This window comes from Streptomyces sp. BHT-5-2 (assembly GCF_019774615.1).
Lineage (GTDB): Bacteria > Actinomycetota > Actinomycetes > Streptomycetales > Streptomycetaceae > Streptomyces.
Map to the genome: position 1 here is coordinate 2,044,018 of NZ_CP081496.1, position 13,988 is coordinate 2,058,005.

The following is a 13,988-nucleotide window of genomic DNA, read 5'->3' on the forward strand; positions in this document are numbered from 1 at the left end:
TCGGGTCCTCAGGAGGCGGGCAGGCGGTCGAACAGCAGCTGGACGGCGCCGGTTTCGGGGTGGTGCACACGGTGGGCGCGGACGCCGAAGACTGAAGCGAGCAGCTCGGCGGTGAGCACGTCGTGCGGCGCGCCGGAGGCGACGATCCGGCCGTCGGCGAGGACGTACAGCTCGTCGCAGTGCACGGCGGCGAGGTTGAGGTCGTGCAGCGCGGCGAGCACCGTCGGCCCGCTGTCCCGGACCAGCGCCAAGACCTCCAACTGCTGGGCGATGTCGAGGTGGTTGGTGGGTTCGTCGAGGACCAGCACCCGCGGCTCCTGGGCCAGCGCGCGGGCGATCAGCACCCGCTGCTTCTCGCCGCCGGAGAGCCGCAGGAAGCCGCGTTCGGCGAGGTGGGCGGCGCCGACCCGGGCCAGCGCCCGGTCGCAGATCTCGCGGTCCGCGGCACTGGCCCGGCCGGAGCCGCGCTGGTGCGGCAGCCGCCCCATCGCGACGACCTCGGCGGCGGTGAAGTCGAAGTCGGTGCCGCCCTCCTGGGGCAGCGCGGCCAGCAGCCGGGCGGCCTCGCGGGCGGTGAGCCCGTGCAGGTCGGTGCCGTCGAGCCGGACGGTGCCGGCGGCCGGGCGCAGCGCCCGGTAGACACAGCGCAACAGGGTCGACTTTCCACTGCCGTTGGGGCCGACGAGCCCGATGAGCCGGCCGCTGTCGGCGGTCAGGCCGACGTCGTGGACGAGCCGCCGCCCGGCCACCGCCACCGACAGCCCGGTGATGTCCAGCCGCATCAGGCACCGCCTCCGAAGGTGTAGCCGCGCCGCCGCATCAGCAGCACGAAGCAGGGGACGCCGAGCACGGCGGTGATCACCCCGACGGGCAGCTCGACGGGGGCCAGCAGCACCCGGGAGAGCAGGTCGACCCAGACCAGCAGCACCGCGCCGAGCAGCGGCGCCACGGCCAGCACCCGGCGGTGGTCGGCGCCGACCAACATCCGGGTGGCGTGCGGCACCATCAGCCCGACGAAGCCGATCGCGCCGCTGACCGCGACCACCGTGCCGGTGGCCGCGGCGGCCACCACGAACAGTTCGCGGCGCAGCCGCTCGGGGTCCACGCCCAGCGCCGCGGCGGTCTCGTCCCCCATGGCCAGGGCGTTCAACCGGCCCGCGGAGAGCAGCAGATGGGCCAGGGCCGCGACGACCGCCGCGGCGGCGATCGGCACCGAGCCCCAGCCGGCCCCGCTGAGGCTGCCCAGCAGCCACATCATCGCCGAGCGGGCCGCCTCGCCGCGGTCGGCGGTGAACACCATCAGGGTGGTGACCGCGGAGAAGCCGTAGTACATCGCGGTGCCGGTCAGCACCAGTCGCATCGGGGTCAGCCCGTGGGCGGTGCGGGCGGCCGCGTAGACCAGTGCCATGGCCAGCAGCGCGGAGACGAAGGCCGAGACGGACAGCGCCCAGACGCCGAGCGCGCCCAGCGCCCCGAAGAGCAGCACGGTGTTGGCGCCGACCGCGGCGCCGGAGGAGATGCCGAGCACGAAGGGGTCGGCGAGGGCGTTGCGGACCAGGGCCTGGACGGCGACGCCGATGGCCGAGAGACCGGCGCCGACGACGGCGGCGAGCACCGCGCGGGGGAACCGCAGCTCCCAGACGATGGTGTAGGCGGGGACCTCGTCGGGCCGTATGGTGCCGCCGGTCAGGCCGGCGGCCAGATGGTGCAGCACCTGCGGCCAGCCGATGCCGGCGGCGCCGAGGGCGGTCCCGCACAGCAGCGAGACGAGCAGGGCGGCGGCGAGGGCCGCGGCCAGCGGGAGGGTGCGGGCGGGACGTGCCAAGGGTGGTCGGACCTTCGGCTCGGGCCGCGTGTGTACGTAAGGAGCAGCGGCCCGTGCCCAGGCGTCGGCGGCGTCCCCTCGCAGTCCACGGCGAGTCGGTGCGGATGCGGCGCCGCCGCGGGCGATCGGGCTTGTGGAACGCGCCCTTCGCGGGGCGTTCCGCTTACCGTTGCGGGTCAGCGCCGGACTCTCACCGGACTTCCCCCGCGGGGCGCGTCATGAAGTTGTGGTGCGGGCCGGGCGGCCCCGGGGCTCAGCCCTCGTACGGCGTGCCGTCCGGGCGGAAGAACGCGACGCCGTCCGGCATGTCGTCGGGCAGGCTCTCGGCCCACTCCTTGAGGTCGGTGACCTTCTTCAGCTGCGCGGACATGTACGGGCGCAGCGGCACCTCGGGGGTGGACTTCTCGCCGACCCACATCAGGTCGCCCTTGACGTAGCCGTAGAGCCGCTTGCCGCCGGTGTACGGGCCGGCCGCGGCGGTCCGCGCGATGGCGTCGGTGGCCAGGTCGATCTGCGGCTTCTGGTCGGCCAGCTCGCCGTACCAGATCTCGACGACGCCCTGGTCGCGGGTCATCACGACCTCGACCTGGCGGTCCGCGTCCACGCGCCAGAAGCCGGTCTCGGTCTCCAGCGCGGTGACCTTCCTGCCCTCCTCGTCGAGCACCCACGTGTGCGAGGTGTACTCGAGGAAGTCACGGCCGTCGTGGGAGAAGACGACCTCCTGGCCGAAGTTGCACTTCTCGACGCCGGGGGCCTGCGTGTCGTCGTCTCCGACGCGGGCGAAGACGCCCGCGCCCTCCCAGCGGCCGAGGAGGAAGGCCAGCGGGACCAGCGACGGGTTCAGGTCGGACGGGATCTCGATCATGAGCTCAGGCGATCTGTCGTGGGGGCGGGAGAGGGGTGGGCGCTCAGCGCTGGCCCTGGTACAGCTTCTTCCAGGTCAGCCCGGCGAACGCGATCACGCCGACGGCGACCAGAACCAGCAGGGTGGTGAAGAATGCCTCAAGCACGAGCGCGCTCCTTGGGCGGAGTGAGGTGTTACGGACCGCCTGAGAGTCTAGTCGGCGCCCTCGGCGGCGGCGCTGTGAGGTCCGCGTCGGGTCCGCCACGCCTACGCTGGGCCCATGGCGAAGAAGCTCGTGATCAAGGTGACGGCGGGTGCGGACGCGCCCGAGCGGTGCTCGCAGGCGTTCACGGTGGCGGCGGTGGCGGTGGCCAGCGGCGTCGAGGTGTCGCTGTGGCTGACCGGGGAGTCGGTGTGGTTCGCGCTGCCGGGGCGGGCGGCGGAGTTCGAGCTGCCGCACGCGGCGCCGCTGCCGGAGCTGATCGAGGGGATCCGCGCGGGCGGCGGGGCGATCACGGTCTGCACGCAGTGCGCGGCGCGGCGCGACATCGAGGAGTCGGACCTGATCGAGGGGGCGGGCATCGCCGGTTCCCAGCTGTTCGTCAGCGAGATCATGCCGGACGGCGTGCAGGCGCTCGTCTACTGACGCCCGGGGCGCGGGCCCTAGCTCCGGCGGCGGTCCTCGTCGTCGCGGTCGTCCAGCTCGCGCCACCAGCGGTCGGACTCCGGGTCGCCGGACTCGTCCCACCAGCGCTCGCCCGGCTCGCGGCGGTTGCCGACGACGGCCGCGCAGGGCGGGATGACCATGGCGACGACGCACATCGCGACCGCGGCCGGCACGGACCACAGCCGCACCACGCTCCACGCCAGCACGAACAGCATCAGGCACACGCCCATCAGGACGAAGTACCGGCGGTGGCGGCGCTGCGGCGGGGTGAGCCGGTGATGCGCATGCGCGGACATACATCCACGGTAAGTCCGCCGGGTCCCGGAAAGAAGCCCGTGGGAGGGCCGTTACGGGCGGCCCGCCGCACAGGGGCAGCACGGAGGGCCGCACCCCACAGCCAAGGCGTCCAAACCCCTGGGGTGCGGCCCTCCGGCCCTACGGACCCGGATCGCGGATCCGTACGCGCGCGTGCCGTCAGACGGCGATGGCGACCTCCGACAGCCCGCCCTTCTGCGCGACGACCGTGCGGTCCGCGCTGCCGCCCGGCACGAGGGCGCGCACCGTCCAGGTGCCCTCGGCCGCGTAGAAGCGGAACTGTCCGGTCGCGGAGGTGGGGACCTCGGCGGTGAACTCGCCGGTGCTGTCCAGCAGGCGGACGTAACCGGTGACGGGCTGGCCGTCGCGGGTCACGCTGCCCTGGATGGTGGTCTCACCGGGCTTGATGGTCGAGGCGTCCGGGCCGCCGGCCTGTGCTCCACACATGGGTACTTCCTTGAGGGGTAGGGAGGGGGCTCTCGGGGTTACTTGTTGGCGCCGAGCTCGATCGGGACGCCGACCAGCGAGCCGTACTCGGTCCAGGAACCGTCGTAGTTCTTGACGTTGGTCTGGCCCAGCAGCTCGTGCAGCACGAACCAGGTCAGCGCGGAGCGCTCACCGATCCGGCAGTAGGCGATGGTGTCCTTGGCGAGGTCGACGGCCTCCTCCTCGTAGAGGGCGGTGAGCTCGTCGTCCGACTTGAAGGTGCCGTCGTCGTTGGCGTTCTTCGACCACGGGATGTTGCGGGCGCTGGGCACGTGGCCGGGGCGCTGCGACTGCTCCTGCGGGAGGTGAGCCGGGGCCAGCAGCTTGCCGCTGAACTCGTCGGGCGAGCGGACGTCGACCAGGTTCTTGTCGCCGATCGCGGCGACCACGTCGTCGCGGAAGGCGCGGATCGAGGTGTCCTGGGCCTGGGCCTGGTAGGCGGTGGCCGGGCGCCGCGGGACCTCGGAGCCGTCGACCAGGTCGCGGGAGTCCAGCTCCCACTTCTTGCGGCCGCCGTCGAGCAGCTTGACGCTGTCGTGGCCGTAGAGCTTGAAGTACCAGTACGCGTACGCCGCGAACCAGTTGTTGTTGCCGCCGTAGAGGACGACCGTGTCGTCGTTGGCGATGCCCTTCGCGGAGAGCAGCTTCTCGAAGCCCTCCTGGTCGACGAAGTCGCGGCGGACCGGGTCCTGGAGATCCTTCTTCCAGTCGATCCGGACGGCGTTCTTGATGTGGTTCTTGTCGTAGGCCGAGGTGTCCTCGTCGACCTCGACGAGCACCACCTTCGGGTCCTCGAGGTGGGCCTCGACCCAGTCGGCGTCTACCAGGACGTCGCTACGGCTCATGGTCTTCTCTCCTCCGGGGCAGTTGCGGGGGGCGGGCTTGAGGGGTGCACGCGTACGCCGGACGGCGCGGCGCGATCGGGCGCGCGGCGCTGTACGGGGGACTCGTGAGGGGGCGGCCTCAAGGGGCGGCCGGCCGGGGTGACGGGGACGAACGGCCCGTCAGGCGGGGCGACAGAGCATGGCGGCGACGCGGCACAGGTCGACTGCCCGCCGCTTCGTGAGTACCGCCTGTCCCCGTGGACGGAGACCGCTCAATGCGCTCTGCATGGGTCCGATCGTAGGGAGGCGGAGCGCGGCATGTCACCGGTGTGTCAAATGGCGAGACGTGATTGCCCGCGATGCGGGATGCGTGCGCCGGGAGAAGGGGCGCGGAGCGCCCGGCGGGGCGCAGTCGCAGGTGGGGGTCTGGCGTACGGACCGGGGTGTCTCAGGAAATGGACCGGGTGGGATGGGCCCGGTTGGCGGGCTCGGGCGGCGGCCGGTGGGGCGGTCCGCCACCCGAGGGCGGCTCAGCGGGTGAGCTTGACGTCCGTGCCGGACGCGGTGACCGAGATGCCCTGCGCGGTCGTGGTGACCTTCTCCAGCTTCAGGCTGCCCGGCAGCTGGTCCAGCTTCCAGCCGTGGTCGGTCTGGTCCCGCACCTTGCGCTCGCAGCCGGGGAGCGCCCGGCACATCGCGGGGACGGTGTCGGCCCGCACCCGGACCGTGTCGCCGTGGACGATGTCGATCGAGCCGGTGACGTCGAACGAGCTGAGCAGCGGGACGTTGGGGGAGATCTTGACCTGGGCGCGGCCGTTCTTCTCGCCGCCGTAGGAGATCCGCACGCCGCCACCGGCCGCGTTGGTCATGTCCGCGAAGCTGATCTGGGCGGTGGCGGTCGCCGAGGCGGCGCTGTCGATGGAGCTGTAGTCGCTGGTCAGCGCGACGTCGTGGAACTGCGCCGACAGGTGCTTCAGGGTCAGCGTGCGGCCCGCGGAACGCGCCGCCACGTGGTCGAGCTCGGCGTCCACCTCGTCGAGGTTCCGTCCGGCGACCTGGGTCAGGAAGGGGAAGCCCTTGATGGAGACCTCGGGCGTCGAGGTGATCCCGTTCATGCTGCGGAGCTTGTCCGCGGCCTTGCTCTCGGCGAGATTGACCGCCACGCGGTCGGCCGCCACGAACAGCCCGCCGAATATCACGACGAGCACCAGCAGCACCTTCAGTGCGCGCATCGAACCACTACCCCCACTTGTGACAGCAGCCGGACCGGGGCCCGCCCCGGCTGAGTTCCGTGCAATCCGTACGCGGGCCCCCAGCCCGCTTCCGGGGAACCCTGGGGCCCGCCCGGTGGGTCATGGCCGGGGCCGGCCCTGACCCATCGGACAGACCCTAGACGAACCGGTCGCCGGAACGGGAGCGGCGGCCGTACCGGGCGCAGAACCCTGCGCTCCGTACGGCCGCCGCGGCGCTGTGTGGCCGGCCCGGGGCTACCCCAGCGCCCGGCCCAGGACGTAGACCGCCGGGGACGCCAGGGCCAGCGGCAGGGCGACGCCCGCGGTCATGTGGACGAACTTCGACGGGTAGTCGTAGCTGGCCACCCGCAGGCCGATCAGGGCGCAGCCGCCGGCGGCCAGGCCCAGCAGGGCGCCGGCCGTCCCCATGCCGGTCAGCCGGCCGGCCGCGATGCCGCCGCCGACGCCCGCCAGCAGTCCGAGCACCAGGGTGAGCGGGCCGGGCAGCGGCAGCGCCCGGGCGAGCGCCGCCAGGGCGACCGCGACGGCGCCGACCACCACCGCGTCCGGGTCCGCGGCCAGCTGGCCGGCGGCGAGCACCGCCAGCGCGGACGACGTCAGGCCCGCGGTGAGCGCGTACATCCGCTCGTCCGGGCTGGAGTGGTTGCGCAGTTGCAGGACGATGACCAGCAGGCACCACACGCCGAGCGTGCCGATGGCCACCAGCGGCGCGTCCTCGTGCGGGGTAGCCAGCAGTCCGGCGTCGGTGGCCAGGCCGCCGAGGAAGGCCAGCGCGATGCCCTGGCGGGCCGGCCACATGCCGTTGAGCCGGAACCAGCCGGCGGCGGTGACGGCCTGCAGCAGCACCACCGGAACCGCCAGGAACGGGCGGGCGACCGGGGCGGCCAGCGCCAGCAGCAGGGCGAGCAGCGCGGTCAGCGCGGCCGGCTGGATACCGGGCGGGATGATCGGCGAGCGGCCTTCGAGGCGGGCGAGCTGGTTGGGCTTCAGCGGGGCCGCGGGGACGGCGGGGGCGGCAGAGGCGGCGGCCGGCTCGGACGCGGCGGCCTGCGGCTCCGGGTGGCCGGCCGGCACCGGTTCGGCGGCGGCCGTGGGCCCGTGCGCGGCCTCATGGGGGGCCTGCGGCGCGGCGTGCCGGGGTGCCTGCCGGGCAGCCTGGTGGCCGGCCAGGTCGCCGGTCCGGTCCGGGACCTGGGGGGCGTTCTGGTGGGGCGCCGCGTAGGTGCCCTGGTGCGGCGGGGGCGCCGGGGCGGCGTAGGCGTCCTGCCCGTAGGCGTCGTGCCCGTGCCCGTAGGCGTCCTGGCCGTACTGCGGGGCGGGGTGCTGCGGCTGCTGCTGCCCGTATGCCTCGTAGCCGTAGGGCTGTTGGGGCTGCTGGGCCTGGGGGAGCGGTGGCTGCTGTTGCGGCTGGTGCTGCTGCATATAGGGGTCGTAGGGCTGCTGCTCGTACGGGGTGCCGTAGGGGGAGTACGGGTCGTACGGGTTCTGGTGCTGCGGCTGGTTGTCGCTCATGGCCCTCTGCTCATCCTCCGGCGAACGGCGGCAGGACCTCGACGGTGCCGCCCTGGCTCAGCGGCACCTCCGCATGATCGCGGGAGCCGACCTGGACGCCGTCCACCAGGAAGGAACAGCGCAGCAGGACGCGGGCGAACTCCGGGTTCGCGGTGTGCGCGGCGCGGGCCGCGTCCAGCGCCTCGGCGAGCGTCGCCGCCGCGTACGGCTCCTCGGCGGCGCCCGCGGCGGCCTTGGCCGCGGCCCAGTAGCGCACGGTGCCAGTTGTTGTCACGGCGGCCTCTTCATGTCGGGGGCTCTTGCCGCCTCCATGATGGCGTACGCGGCGGCCGACCCGGTTCCGGGCAAGTTCGGACAAGTTCGGGTAAAGACTTTCCGGCGATCCGTGTCGATTCCTGCGGTGTTCGGAGAAATTCGGTTGCCGAAGGCAAGTGTTCGCATAGGCTTCCGGGCTGTGTTGCTCCGACTCGCGCGGGCGCATCTGCTGCCCTACAGGCGCTCCATATCCCTCGTCGTCCTGCTCCAGCTGATCCAGACGCTCGCCACGCTGTATCTGCCGACCCTCAACGCCGACATCATCGACAACGGTGTCGTCAAGGGCGACACCGGCTACATCTTCGGCGTCGGCGCCTTCATGATCGCGGTGACGGTGCTCCAGATCGCCTGCGCGATCGGCGCGGTCTACTTCGGCGCCCGTACGGCCATGGCGCTCGGCCGGGACGTCCGGGCCGCCGTCTTCGACCGGGTGCAGTCCTTCTCCGCCCGCGAGATGGGCGGCTTCGGCGCCCCGTCGCTGATCACCCGCACCACCAACGACGTCCAGCAGGTCCAGATGCTGGTCCTGATGACGTTCACGATGATGGTCTCGGCGCCGATCATGTGCGTCGGCGGCATCGTCATGGCGCTCAACCAGGACGTGCCGCTGTCGGCGCTCCTCCTGGTCATCGTCCCGGTCCTCGGGATCCTCGTCTCACTGATCGTGCGCCGGTTGCGCCCGCTGTTCCGCGGGGTGCAGGAGCGCATCGACACCGTCAACCGCGTGCTGCGCGAGCAGATCGCCGGCATCCGCGTCATCCGCGCCTTCGTCCGCGACGACCACGAACGCGAGCGGTTCGCCCGGGCCAACACCGACCTCTACGACGTCTCGATGCGCGCCGGCCGGCTGATGTCGATGATGTTCCCGCTGGTCATGCTGATCGTGAACCTCTCCAGCGTGGCCGTCGTGTGGTTCGGCGCGCTGCGCATCGACGCGCAGAAGATGGAGATCGGGGCGCTGACGGCCTTCCTCAGCTACCTGATGTACATCCTGATGTCGATCATGATGGCGACGTTCATGGTGATGATGCTGCCGCGCGCCGAGGTCTGCGCCGAGCGCATCCAGGAGGTGCTGGCGACCGAGTCCAGCGTCACCCCGCCCGCCGAGCCGGTCACCACGCTGCGCCGGCACGGCGAACTGGAGCTCCGGGACGTGGAGTTCCGTTTCCCCGGCGCCGAGCAGCCGGTCCTGCGGGACGTCAGCCTGATCGCCCGCCCCGGCGAGACCACCGCCGTCATCGGCTCCACCGGTGCCGGCAAGTCCACCCTCCTCGGGCTGGTACCGCGGCTGTTCGACGCCACCGGCGGCACCGTCCTGGTCGACGGCGAGGACGTGCGCACCCTGGCCCCGGAGACGCTGGCCTCCGTGGTCGGCCTGGTGCCGCAGAAGCCGTACCTCTTCTCCGGGACGGTCGCCACCAACCTGCGGTACGGCAATCCCGACGCCACCGACGAGGAACTGTGGCACGCGCTGGAGACCGCGCAGGCCAGGGACTTCGTCGAGCGGATGGAGGGCGGCCTGGACGCGCCGGTCGCGCAGGGCGGCACCAATGTCTCCGGCGGCCAGCGGCAGCGGCTGGCGATCGCCCGCGCCCTGGTCCGCAAGCCCGAGATCTACCTCTTCGACGACTCCTTCTCCGCCCTCGACTACGCCACCGACGCGGCCCTGCGCGCCGCGCTGGCCCGGGAGACCGACCGGGCCACCGTGGTGATCGTCGCCCAGCGGGTCGCAACGATCCGCGGCGCCGACCGGATCGTGGTCCTGGACGAGGGCCGGATCGTGGGGACCGGCACCCACGGCGAGCTGATGGCCGGCAACGAGACCTACCGGGAGATCGTGCTCTCCCAGCTCACCGAGCAGGAGGCGGCATGACCACCGAGGACGAACAGGGCCCGGCCACCGGCACGGACCGGGCCTCCGGAGAGGCGCCCGCCGGCGCCTCCGGACCGGCCCCCGCCTCGGCCCCCCGCCGCGGGCCGGGCCCCGGCGCCGGCCCGATGGCCCGCATGATGAGCGGCCCGATCGACAAGTCCATGGACTTCAAGGGCTCCGGCAAGCGCCTGCTGGCCCAGATGCGCCCGGAGCGCGGCATCATCGCGGTCGCGCTGCTGCTGGGCGTGCTCAGCGTGGCGCTGACCGTCGTCGGGCCGAAGGTCCTGGGCCGGGCCACCGACCTGATCATGGCCGGCATCGTCGGCCGCCGACTGCCCGAGGGCCTGACCAGGGCGCAGGCCGCCGAGTTCCTGCGGGCGCACGGCCAGGGCGGGCTCGCGGACCTGGTCGCCGGCATGCCGGTGGACCCGGGCCCGCACACCGACTTCGGCGCGGTCGGCACGGTCCTGCTGTGGGTCGCGCTGATCTACGCGGGCTCGGCGCTGTTCGGCTTCGTCCAGGCCCGGATCGCCACCCGCGTCGTCCAGCGCACCGTCTTCCGGCTGCGCGGACAGGTCGAGGAGAAGCTGGCCCGGCTGCCGTTGAGCTACTTCGACCGGCAGCAGCGCGGCGAGGTGCTCTCCCGCGCCACCAACGACATCGACAACATCCAGCAGACGCTCCAGCAGACCCTCAGCCAGATCGTGACCTCGCTGCTGACGATCGTGGGCGTGCTGGTGATGATGTTCTGGATCTCGCCGCTGCTGGCGCTGGTCGCGCTGGTCACCGTGCCGGTCTCGGTGGTGGTCGCCACCAAGGTCGGCAAGCGCGCCCAGCCGCAGTTCGTCCAGCAGTGGAAGACCACCGGCAAGCTCAACGCGCACATCGAGGAGATGTACACCGGGCACTCGCTGGTCAAGGTCTTCGGCCGGCAGAAGGAGTCCGCCGAGCTCTTCCGCGAGCAGAACGAGGCGCTCTACGCGGCGGGCTTCAAGGCCCAGTTCATCTCCGGCATCATCCAGCCCGCGATGATGTTCGTCGGCAACCTCAACTACGTGCTGGTGGCCGTGGTCGGCGGCCTGCGGGTGGCCGCCGGGGCGCTGTCCATCGGCGACGTCCAGGCGTTCGTCCAGTACAGCCGCCAGTTCAGCCAGCCGCTGACCCAGGTCGCCTCGATGGCCAACCTCGTCCAGTCCGGTGTCGCCTCCGCCGAGCGGGTCTTCGAACTCCTCGACGCCGACGAGCAGGACCCCGACAGCGAGCAGCCGGCCCGCCCCGAGCACGTCACCGGCCAGGTCGCCTTCGAGCACGTCTCCTTCCGCTACGACGCGAACAAGCCGCTCATCGAGGACCTCTCGCTCACCGTCCGCCCCGGCCAGACCGTCGCCATCGTCGGCCCGACCGGCGCCGGCAAGACCACCCTGGTCAACCTCCTGATGCGGTTCTACGAGGTCCGCGGCGGCCGGATCACCCTCGACGGCGTGGACGTCGCGCGGATGTCCCGCGAGGAGCTGCGCGGCCACATCGGCATGGTCCTCCAGGACACCTGGCTCTTCGGCGGCACCATCGCCGAGAACATCGCCTACGGCGCCCCCGAGGGCACCTCCCGCGACAAGGTCGTCGCGGCCGCCCGGGCCACCCACGTCGACCGCTTCGTGCGCACCCTCCCCGACGGCTACGACACCGTCATAGACGAGGAGGGCGGCAACGTCTCGGTAGGCGAGAAGCAGCTCATCACCATCGCCCGCGCCTTCCTCGCGGAGCCGGCCATCCTCGTCCTGGACGAGGCCACCAGCTCCGTCGACACCCGCACCGAGGTCCTCATCCAGCAGGCCATGGCCCAACTCCGCAGCGGCCGGACCAGTTTCGTCATCGCGCACCGCCTCTCCACCATCCGGGACGCCGACGTCATCCTGGTGATGGAGGACGGCTCCCTCGTCGAACAGGGCACCCACGACACGCTCCTGGCCGCGGACGGGGCCTACGCCCGCCTGTACGCGGCCCAGTTCGCGGAGGCGGTGGCGGAGACGGGCTGACGCGCGGCGGGCCGGCCCTACCCCTTGCTCTTAAAGAGCAGGGGGTAGCCCCTGCCCGGTCCGCGCCACCACCCACTCGCCGATCCTCCGCAGCAGTTCCGGCCCCGCGGCGTTCTCGGCGTGGCCGAAGCCCCGTTCGAGCCAGAGCGCGGTGGTGGCGGGGTCGGCGGCGGCCATCAGCATGCGGGGGTGGTCCACCGGGAAGTAGGGGTCGCGGTCGCCGTGGACGAGGAGCAGCGGGGTCGGGGCGATCAACGGGACGGCCTCGGCGGGGGAGAGCGGCACCGGGTCCCACTCCGCGGGGTGGATCCGGGTGCGCAGGCCGACGCGGGAGACCAGCCGGCCGGTGGGACTGGTGACGGCCCAGTGGAGGCGCCGCATCGACGCGGTGCCCCGGTAGTACCACCGGGCGGGGGCACTGACGGCGACCACTGCGTCCGGGCACGCACCTGTGCGCTCCCCGTGCTCCCCCCGGCCGCGGTCAGGCCCCCGCCGGCCGTGCAGCGCGGCCTGCCGGAGCACGACCGAGCCGCCCATGGAGAAGCCGACGGTGGCGATCCGGCGGTGGCCCAGGGAACGGGCCCAGCGGATCGCGGCGGTCACGTCGTGGATCTCCCGGTCGCCGACGGTGGAGCGCCCGCCGGACCCGCCGTGCCCCCGGAAGGAGAACGTGATCACGTCCGCGTGCTGGGACAACGCGGCCGCGGCGCGGCGCAGCGCGGGCTTTTCGAGGGAGCCGGTGAAGCCGTGCGCGAGCACCACGGCGAGGTCGCCCACGGGGGCGGACGGCGGCTCCGGAGAAGGGCCGGACGGGGCCTGTGGAAGCGGGATCCGGGGGGTGCGGGCGGCCTCGATGCGCACGCCGTCGTCCGTCAACAGCACCGCGCGATGACCACTCGAAGTGATCGACGGAACACAAGAAGGTGCAAAGTCGGCCTCGGGTCCGCAGCTCATGTGAGCTATTCTGCTGGGCAAGAAGGATCCGGGCAGCGTCGCCCCCGGGTCCTTTTGTGCTTTCACGCACGCAGAGCGTGTGACCGGGAGCACCCCGTACGAAGCAGTGCCGCAGACCCCCGGCCCAGCCGGGTGGTGCCCCCGTCGCAGGGACCGAGGAGGAACCAGACGTCATGGGCAAGCGAAGCGTGCAGGACAGCGAGCCGTTCAGGATGAGGCTCGCCGGAAACCGGGTAGGTGGTCGGAAGTGAGTTCGCTTCTGCTGCTGACCAACGCCCTCCAGCCATCGACGGAGGTGCTTCCGGCGCTCGGCCTGCTGCTGCACAGCGTCCGGGTGGCCCCCGCCGAGGGCCCGGCCCTGATCGACACCCCAGGGGCCGACGTCATACTGATCGACGGCCGTCGTGATCTTCCGCATGTGCGATCCCTGTGCCAGCTGCTGCGGTCCACCGGGCCCGGCTGCCCGCTGGTGCTGGTGGTCACCGAGGGCGGACTGGCCGCCGTCACCGCCGACTGGGGTGTCGACGACGTGATGCTGGACACCGCCGGGCCGGCCGAGGTGGAGGCGCGGCTGCGGCTGGCGATGGGCCGCCAGCAGATCACCACTGACAACGGCCCGATGGAGATCCGCACCGGCGACCTCTCCGTGGACGAGGCCACCTACAGCGCCAAGCTCAAGGGCCGGGTCCTGGACCTGACCTTCAAGGAGTTCGAGCTGCTGAAGTACCTGGCGCAGCACCCGGGCCGGGTCTTCACCCGCGCCCAGCTCCTCCAGGAGGTGTGGGGCTACGACTACTTCGGCGGTACGCGCACGGTGGACGTGCACGTCCGGCGGCTGCGCGCCAAGCTCGGCCCCGAGCACGAGTCGCTGATCGGCACGGTCCGCAACGTCGGCTACCGCTTCGTGGTGCCGGAGAAGGTGGAGCGGGCCGCCGCGGAGGCCAAGGCGCAGGAGGACACCACACAGGGGGCGAAGAAGGGCGGTGGCGTGGACGGGCCGGTAGACGGACGCGCGCCCGCACGTTCTTCCACGTCGGACGGGAAATCCGCGTCCGCGCAGCCTGCCCGCCGGTAGGACCACCCG

15 protein-coding genes and 1 riboswitch are annotated in these 13,988 nt (G+C 72.4%); of the genes, 4 read left to right on the top strand and 11 right to left on the bottom strand.

Annotated elements, in window-relative coordinates:
• Positions 1-8 precede the first annotated feature (8 nt).
• From K2224_RS09100 to K2224_RS09110, 3 genes are all read right to left on the bottom strand, one after another.
• Positions 9-782, bottom strand: a complete 774-nt coding sequence (locus K2224_RS09100; RefSeq protein ID WP_221906083.1) for an ABC transporter ATP-binding protein — start codon at positions 780-782, stop codon at positions 9-11.
• On the bottom strand, positions 782-1,825 hold the full coding sequence (locus K2224_RS09105; RefSeq protein ID WP_221906084.1) for an iron ABC transporter permease: 1,044 nt from the start codon (positions 1,823-1,825) through the stop codon (positions 782-784). The genes K2224_RS09100 and K2224_RS09105 overlap by 1 nt, the downstream gene beginning before the upstream one ends.
• 119 nt (positions 1,826-1,944) lie before the next feature.
• A riboswitch (cobalamin riboswitch) is annotated at positions 1,945-2,030 on the bottom strand.
• Positions 2,031-2,078: 48 nt separating this feature from the next.
• Positions 2,079-2,690, bottom strand: coding sequence for an FABP family protein (locus tag K2224_RS09110; protein ID WP_221906085.1), 612 nt, complete (start codon positions 2,688-2,690; stop codon positions 2,079-2,081).
• Positions 2,691-2,949: 259 nt separating this feature from the next.
• Between K2224_RS09110 and K2224_RS09115 the strand changes: the two genes are divergently transcribed.
• On the top strand, positions 2,950-3,315 hold the full coding sequence (locus K2224_RS09115; protein WP_221906086.1) for a DsrE family protein: 366 nt from the start codon (positions 2,950-2,952) through the stop codon (positions 3,313-3,315).
• A 17-nt stretch (positions 3,316-3,332) separates the two neighbouring features.
• Here K2224_RS09115 and K2224_RS09120 read toward each other — a convergent pair whose 3' ends face one another.
• The 7 genes from K2224_RS09120 to K2224_RS09145 form a co-directional block, all read right to left on the bottom strand.
• Positions 3,333-3,632, bottom strand: coding sequence for a DUF3099 domain-containing protein (locus K2224_RS09120; protein WP_221906087.1), 300 nt, complete (start codon positions 3,630-3,632; stop codon positions 3,333-3,335).
• A 178-nt stretch (positions 3,633-3,810) separates the two neighbouring features.
• Positions 3,811-4,098: a DUF1416 domain-containing protein gene (locus K2224_RS09125; RefSeq protein WP_221906088.1), complete on the bottom strand. Its 288-nt coding sequence runs from the start codon at positions 4,096-4,098 to the stop codon at positions 3,811-3,813.
• 38 nt (positions 4,099-4,136) lie between these two features.
• A complete protein-coding gene (locus K2224_RS09130; RefSeq protein WP_221906089.1) occupies positions 4,137-4,982 on the bottom strand; it encodes a sulfurtransferase in 846 nt (281 codons plus the stop codon).
• Positions 4,983-5,141: 159 nt separating this feature from the next.
• Complete coding sequence (locus tag K2224_RS41570; RefSeq protein ID WP_351473977.1) at positions 5,142-5,249, bottom strand: Ms5788A family Cys-rich leader peptide; 108 nt, start codon at positions 5,247-5,249, stop codon at positions 5,142-5,144.
• A 242-nt stretch (positions 5,250-5,491) separates the two neighbouring features.
• Positions 5,492-6,193, bottom strand: a complete 702-nt coding sequence (locus tag K2224_RS09135; RefSeq protein ID WP_221906090.1) for a DUF2993 domain-containing protein — start codon at positions 6,191-6,193, stop codon at positions 5,492-5,494.
• 255 nt (positions 6,194-6,448) lie between these two features.
• Positions 6,449-7,726 carry a hypothetical protein gene (locus tag K2224_RS09140; protein ID WP_221906091.1) on the bottom strand — a complete coding sequence of 426 codons (1,278 nt, stop codon included), beginning with the start codon at positions 7,724-7,726 and terminating at the stop codon, positions 6,449-6,451.
• Between the two features lie 10 nt (positions 7,727-7,736).
• Entirely contained in the window at positions 7,737-7,982 is a 246-nt protein-coding gene (locus K2224_RS09145) for a MoaD/ThiS family protein (RefSeq protein WP_221909522.1), read from the bottom strand.
• Between the two features lie 198 nt (positions 7,983-8,180).
• On the opposite strand from K2224_RS09145, the gene K2224_RS09150 reads away from it, so the two are divergent.
• Both K2224_RS09150 and K2224_RS09155 read left to right on the top strand, forming a co-directional pair.
• Positions 8,181-9,914, top strand: coding sequence for an ABC transporter ATP-binding protein (locus K2224_RS09150; RefSeq protein ID WP_221906092.1), 1,734 nt, complete (start codon positions 8,181-8,183; stop codon positions 9,912-9,914).
• Positions 9,911-11,950: an ABC transporter ATP-binding protein gene (locus tag K2224_RS09155; RefSeq protein ID WP_313904764.1), complete on the top strand. Its 2,040-nt coding sequence runs from the start codon at positions 9,911-9,913 to the stop codon at positions 11,948-11,950. Before K2224_RS09150 ends, K2224_RS09155 begins: the two co-directional genes overlap by 4 nt.
• Before the next feature lie 30 nt (positions 11,951-11,980).
• Here the strand turns inward: K2224_RS09155 and K2224_RS09160 are convergent, their stop codons facing one another.
• The gene (locus K2224_RS09160; RefSeq protein ID WP_221906093.1) at positions 11,981-12,904 is read right to left on the bottom strand and encodes a S9 family peptidase; all 924 of its coding nucleotides are present in this window, start codon (positions 12,902-12,904) and stop codon (positions 11,981-11,983) included.
• Between the two features lie 247 nt (positions 12,905-13,151).
• Here K2224_RS09160 and K2224_RS09165 point away from each other — a divergent pair, with 247 nt between their 5' ends.
• Complete coding sequence (locus K2224_RS09165; protein WP_221906094.1) at positions 13,152-13,979, top strand: response regulator transcription factor; 828 nt, start codon at positions 13,152-13,154, stop codon at positions 13,977-13,979.
• Positions 13,980-13,988 lie beyond the last annotated feature (9 nt).

Coding starts and splice junctions, on each gene's coding strand:
- K2224_RS09100 (WP_221906083.1), bottom strand. CDS start 782: ATGCGGCTGGACATCACCGGGCTGTCGGTGGCGGTGGCCGGGCGGCGG.
- K2224_RS09110 (WP_221906085.1), bottom strand. CDS start 2,690: ATGATCGAGATCCCGTCCGACCTGAACCCGTCGCTGGTCCCGCTGGCC.
- K2224_RS09115 (WP_221906086.1), top strand. CDS start 2,950: ATGGCGAAGAAGCTCGTGATCAAGGTGACGGCGGGTGCGGACGCGCCC.
- K2224_RS09120 (WP_221906087.1), bottom strand. CDS start 3,632: ATGTCCGCGCATGCGCATCACCGGCTCACCCCGCCGCAGCGCCGCCAC.
- K2224_RS09125 (WP_221906088.1), bottom strand. CDS start 4,098: ATGTGTGGAGCACAGGCCGGCGGCCCGGACGCCTCGACCATCAAGCCC.
- K2224_RS09130 (WP_221906089.1), bottom strand. CDS start 4,982: ATGAGCCGTAGCGACGTCCTGGTAGACGCCGACTGGGTCGAGGCCCAC.
- K2224_RS41570 (WP_351473977.1), bottom strand. CDS start 5,249: ATGCAGAGCGCATTGAGCGGTCTCCGTCCACGGGGACAGGCGGTACTC.
- K2224_RS09135 (WP_221906090.1), bottom strand. CDS start 6,193: ATGCGCGCACTGAAGGTGCTGCTGGTGCTCGTCGTGATATTCGGCGGG.
- K2224_RS09140 (WP_221906091.1), bottom strand. CDS start 7,726: ATGAGCGACAACCAGCCGCAGCACCAGAACCCGTACGACCCGTACTCC.
- K2224_RS09155 (WP_313904764.1), top strand. CDS start 9,911: ATGACCACCGAGGACGAACAGGGCCCGGCCACCGGCACGGACCGGGCC.
- K2224_RS09160 (WP_221906093.1), bottom strand. CDS start 12,904: ATGAGCTGCGGACCCGAGGCCGACTTTGCACCTTCTTGTGTTCCGTCG.